This window comes from Arthrobacter sp. Y3223164 (genome assembly GCF_059091005.1).
The window spans coordinates 1-4219 of record NZ_JBNHGF010000249.1; the positions used below are offsets into that span (position 1 = coordinate 1).

At 68.3% G+C, this 4219-nt stretch carries 4 protein-coding genes; all 4 read right to left on the minus strand.

Annotated features, from left to right (window positions below):
* Window positions 1-41 precede the first annotated feature (41 nt).
* A complete protein-coding gene (locus tag AC5RUJ_RS11920; protein WP_494128763.1) occupies window positions 42-890 on the minus strand; it encodes a Rieske (2Fe-2S) protein in 849 nt (282 codons plus the stop codon).
* Window positions 891-1071: 181 nt separating this feature from the next.
* Window positions 1072-2169 (minus strand): 3,4-dihydroxyphenylacetate 2,3-dioxygenase, encoded by a 1098-nt coding sequence (gene hpaD / locus AC5RUJ_RS11925; RefSeq protein WP_494128762.1) that lies wholly within the window; start codon window positions 2167-2169, stop codon window positions 1072-1074.
* A gap of 31 nt (window positions 2170-2200) precedes the next feature.
* Window positions 2201-3730, minus strand: coding sequence for a 5-carboxymethyl-2-hydroxymuconate semialdehyde dehydrogenase (gene hpaE, locus AC5RUJ_RS11930; protein WP_494000083.1), 1530 nt, complete (start codon window positions 3728-3730; stop codon window positions 2201-2203).
* Window positions 3731-3840: 110 nt separating this feature from the next.
* Window positions 3841-4219: GntR family transcriptional regulator (locus AC5RUJ_RS11935; RefSeq protein ID WP_494155908.1), on the minus strand; the 379-nt coding region annotated here is incomplete at its 5' end.

Consider the following 4219-nt stretch of genomic DNA (forward strand, 5'->3'; position numbering starts at 1 on the left):
CGCGCCTCCCGCAGTTCCAGGCCGCGGCGGGGCTGAGCCGGTCAGCTCAGCCGGACCTCGACCTGCCCCTCGCGGACGCGTGTTTCGTAGGCTGGCTGCTCGGAGCTGGCCGGGCCCCTGACGATGCTGCCGTCCGCCAGGCGGAAGCGGCTGCCGTGCCAGGGGCAGGTGATGCACCCGTCGTCGACCTGTCCTTCTGCCAGCGGCCCGCCCATGTGGCTGCAGACGCTGTCCAGCGCCCGGACGGTGCCATCGCTGCGAAACAGGACCAGCGACACGTCGCCGGCGTGCGCCAGCTGCGGCCGGCCCTCGGCCAGTTCGCTCTCCGCCAGGACGGGGGTCCACTCAACGGGACCTTTCCGCCACGCGGTGTGGTTGACGTTGACGCCGCGCGCGTAGCTCAGGTGGCCGCCCAGGTAGCCGCCGGACATCACCAGCCCGAAGCCGCCCAGCGCGAGCACCTTGGCAAGCCCCCGGCGCTCGCCGCGGCGGGCCAGGAAGGAAGCGGCGAAGCACACCAACGCCGCCGAGTTTGATGCGGCGTGCACGATGCCGAGCCGGCGGTCCTCGCCCTGCGTGTCCGACCAGTCGTTGAGCCCGGCCCACGCCGTGGGTACGGCCGAGAGAATTCCGGCGGCGACCAGGAGGTCGGCAGCGGGCTCGGCACGGCGGCCGCCCACCGTGTCCAGCAGCGTGGACATGGACCAGGCACCGATGGGAAAGTCGGTCAGCAGCGGATGCAGCGGGTGGCCCACGAAGCTGCCGCTGAGGACGTTCCGGATCGGCCGGGGTCTGACCATCCTGCCCACCAGCCCTGCCACCGGTTCGGCGACCCTGTCCAGAGCCTCGGTTCGTTCTATCCGTGCAACGACCGTGCGCAGAATATTCACACCGTTTCCCCCATCCCCTAGAACGGTCGGGACCCGAAACCGCCCCGTCGGCCGGGCGCCGGCACCGCGTGTAGGTGCCAGTGTGGCATCCGGCGGCGGGGCGGGCAAGGCCACAGACGCCGCTGGGCGGCTTCCCTGCGGAAGCCGCCCAGCGGCGTCGTCATGCGGTCGAAGACCGGGACTAGACCTGGTTGCCGATCTTAAAGCCCTTCGACGCCTGGCCGCGGAAGGTGCCGTCCTCGTCGTCCGCCCGGGTGAAGGAGAACCCGTCGGCGCCGATGGTCACCTCCATCTCCGAGTTGTCGGTGCGCTCGATGACCTCCTGCGGGTTGCCGTCGAGGTCGAGCACCAGGGACGCCTCGGTGTACCAGGACGGGACCACCGGGTTGCCCCACCAGTCGCGGCGCTGGTTGTCGTGGACATCCCAGGTGATGACGGGGTTGTCCGGGTCGCCGGTGTAGTAGTCCTGGGTGTAGATCTCCACGCGGTGGCCATCAGGATCCAGGATGTACAGGTAGAAGGCGTTGGACACGCCGTGGCGGCCGGGACCGCGTTCGATCCGGTCGGACATGCGCAGGGCGCCCATCTTGTCGCAGATCTGGATGATGTTGTGCTTCTCGTGGGTGGAGAAGGCGACGTGGTGCATCCGCGGACCGTTGCCGCCGGTCAGGGCGGTGTCGTGCACCGTGCCCTTGCGGTGCATCCAGGCCGCGTAGGTCACGCCGTCGGAGTCCTTGATGTCCTCGGTGACGCGGAAGCCCAGGTCCTCCAGGTACTTGCGGCCGCGCGGGACGTCCGGGGTGACCTGGTTGAAGTGGTCCAGGCGCACCAGCTCGCCGGCCGAGTAGAGGTCGTAGCGCATGTGCAGGCGCTCCACGTGGTCCACCTCATGGAAGAACTCGTACGGGAAGCCCAGCGGGTCCTCCACGCGGACGGAGTCGCCGATGCCCTTGACGAAGCCTTCCTTGCGGCGCTCGGTGCGGCAGCCGAGCTTTTGGTAGTAGGCCTCGGCGCGGTCCACGTCCTCCGGGGACCGCACGCGGTAGGCGAAGGCCGCCACCGCGGCGATCGGGCCCTTGCGCAACACCAGGTTGTGGTGGATGAACTCTTCGAACGAGCGCAGGTAGATCGCCTCGTCGTCTTCGTGGGTCACGTGCAGGCCCAGCAGGTCCACGTAGAAGGCGCGGGACTTGGCCAGGTCGGTGACCACAATCTCCATGTAGGCGCAGCGCAGGATGTCCGGGGCCGGAACCGAGGGCTTGGGGATTTCGTTGCTCATAATTCTCTCCTTCGAGCGGTAGGGGTAGGTGTCAGGCGTCCGGAATGGCGGCGGCGTCTTCGGCCTTGCCGAAGACCGGGTTGTGCACCTCGCCGAGGTTGATGTGCACGGCCTGCTGGTCGGTGTAGAAGTCGATGGAACGGTAGCCGCCCTCGTGGCCCAGGCCGGACGCCTTAACGCCGCCGAACGGGGTGCGCAGGTCGCGGACGTTGTTGGAGTTCAGCCACACCATCCCGGCCTCGACATTCTGGGCGAAGTTGTGGGACCGCTTCAGGTCGTTCGTCCAGATGTAGGCGGCCAGTCCGTACTTGGTGTTGTTGGCCAGTTCGAGGGCCTCCTCGTCCGTATCAAACGGGGTGATGGCCACGACCGGACCGAAGATCTCCTCCTGGAAGATCCGGGCGTCCGGTGCCACGTCGGCGAAGACGGTCGGCTGGATGAAGTTGCCCTCCGGGAACTCCGCGGGACGGCCGCCGCCGGCGGTCAGGCGGGCCTCCTGCTTGCCGATCTCCACGTAGGACATGACCTTCTCGAAGTGCTCCGGGTGGACCAGGGCGCCGACCTCCGTCGTCTCCTCGTGGGGGAGTCCGACCTTGACCCGCTTTGCCTGGGCGGAGTAGCGCTCGACGAATTCGTCGTAGATGCTCCGCTGGACCAGGATGCGCGAGCCCGCGGTGCAGCGTTCGCCGTTGAGCGAGAAGACGCCGAAGATCGTTGCGTCGATGGCCGCCTCCAGATCGGCATCCTCGAAGACGACGGCGGGGGACTTGCCGCCCAGCTCCATGGAGAGGCCCTTCAGGTACGGCGCCGCGTTCGCGAAGATGATCTGGCCCGTGCGGGATTCGCCCGTGAAGGAGATCAGCGGGACGTCCGGGTGCTTGACCAGGGAGTCCCCGGCGTAGCCTTCCTCGCCGTAGCCGTGGACGATGTTGAAGACGCCCTCGGGCAGGCCGGCCTCTTCGAAGATTCCCGGCCACAGGGACGCGGAGAGCGGGGTGAACTCGGCTGGCTTCAGGACCACGGTGTTGCCGGTGGCCAGCGCCGGACCCAGCTTCCAGGACTCCAGCATGAACGGGGTGTTCCACGGCGTGATCAGGCCCGCGACGCCGATCGGCTTGCGGTTGACGTAGTTGGCCTGGCGGCCGGGAACCTTGAAGGCGTCGTCGTGCTGGGCGACGATGAGGTCGGCGAAGAAACGGAAGTTCTCCGCCGCGCGCTGGGCCTGCCCCAGGGCCTGCTTGATGGGCAGCCCGGTGTCGAAGCACTCCATCTCAGCCAGTTCCTGGCCGCGGGACTCGACGATGTCGGCGACCTTGTGCAGCACGCGGGAGCGCTGGCGCGGCAGCATGGTGGGCCAGGGGCCGTTCTCGAAGGCGTCCTTGGCGGCGGCAACGGCCGCGGCAACGTCGGCTACCTTGCCGGAGGCAGCCTTGATGTACGGCTTGTTGGTGACCGGGTCCAGCACGTCGAAGGTGTCGCCGTCGATGGAGTCGACAAGCTTGCCGCCGATGTAGTGCTGCAGGTGGGTGGGCAGGTTGTCCGGGACAAAGTGCTCGGCCATGATGTTCCTTTCCATGGGGGTTGATTGGTCGGTAGTCGGTGAGGTCTGGGCTGTGTGCGGTGCTTGGCCGCTCACGACGGCGGGGTGTCGCCGTCGGCAGCGGTCGCGGCCTACAGGGGCGAGGGCGGCAAGCCGTCCGCGGCCAGGTAGGCGTTGAGCGTGTTGGTCCGGTGTGCCCGGGCCGCCTTCTCCACTTCGCCGGCGCTGGCACCGGCGTCGATCAGATCCAGCAGTTGCTCGTGTTCCTCGACGGAGGAGCGGGCACGGCCGGGGATGTGGCTGAAGCTGGAGGCCCGCATGGCGTTGAGCCGGTTCCAGCCGCGGTGCACCAGGTCCAGGATGTGCGGGTTGGGGCAGCGTTCGTACAACCCGGCGTGGAACCGGTCGTTGAGCTGGGTGAAGCGGCGCGGATCGAAGTCTTCCAGGCAGCGGCGCAGCTCGGCGTTGACCGCTCGCGCCTCGGCCAGGTCCGCGGCGGAGAGCAGCGGC

Bases quoted from the DNA above. Each gene is read 5' to 3' on its own strand.
- hpaD (WP_494128762.1), bottom strand. From the start codon at position 2,169: ATGAGCAACGAAATCCCCAAGCCCTCGGTTCCGGCCCCGGACATCCTG.
- hpaE (WP_494000083.1), bottom strand. From the start codon at position 3,730: ATGGCCGAGCACTTTGTCCCGGACAACCTGCCCACCCACCTGCAGCAC.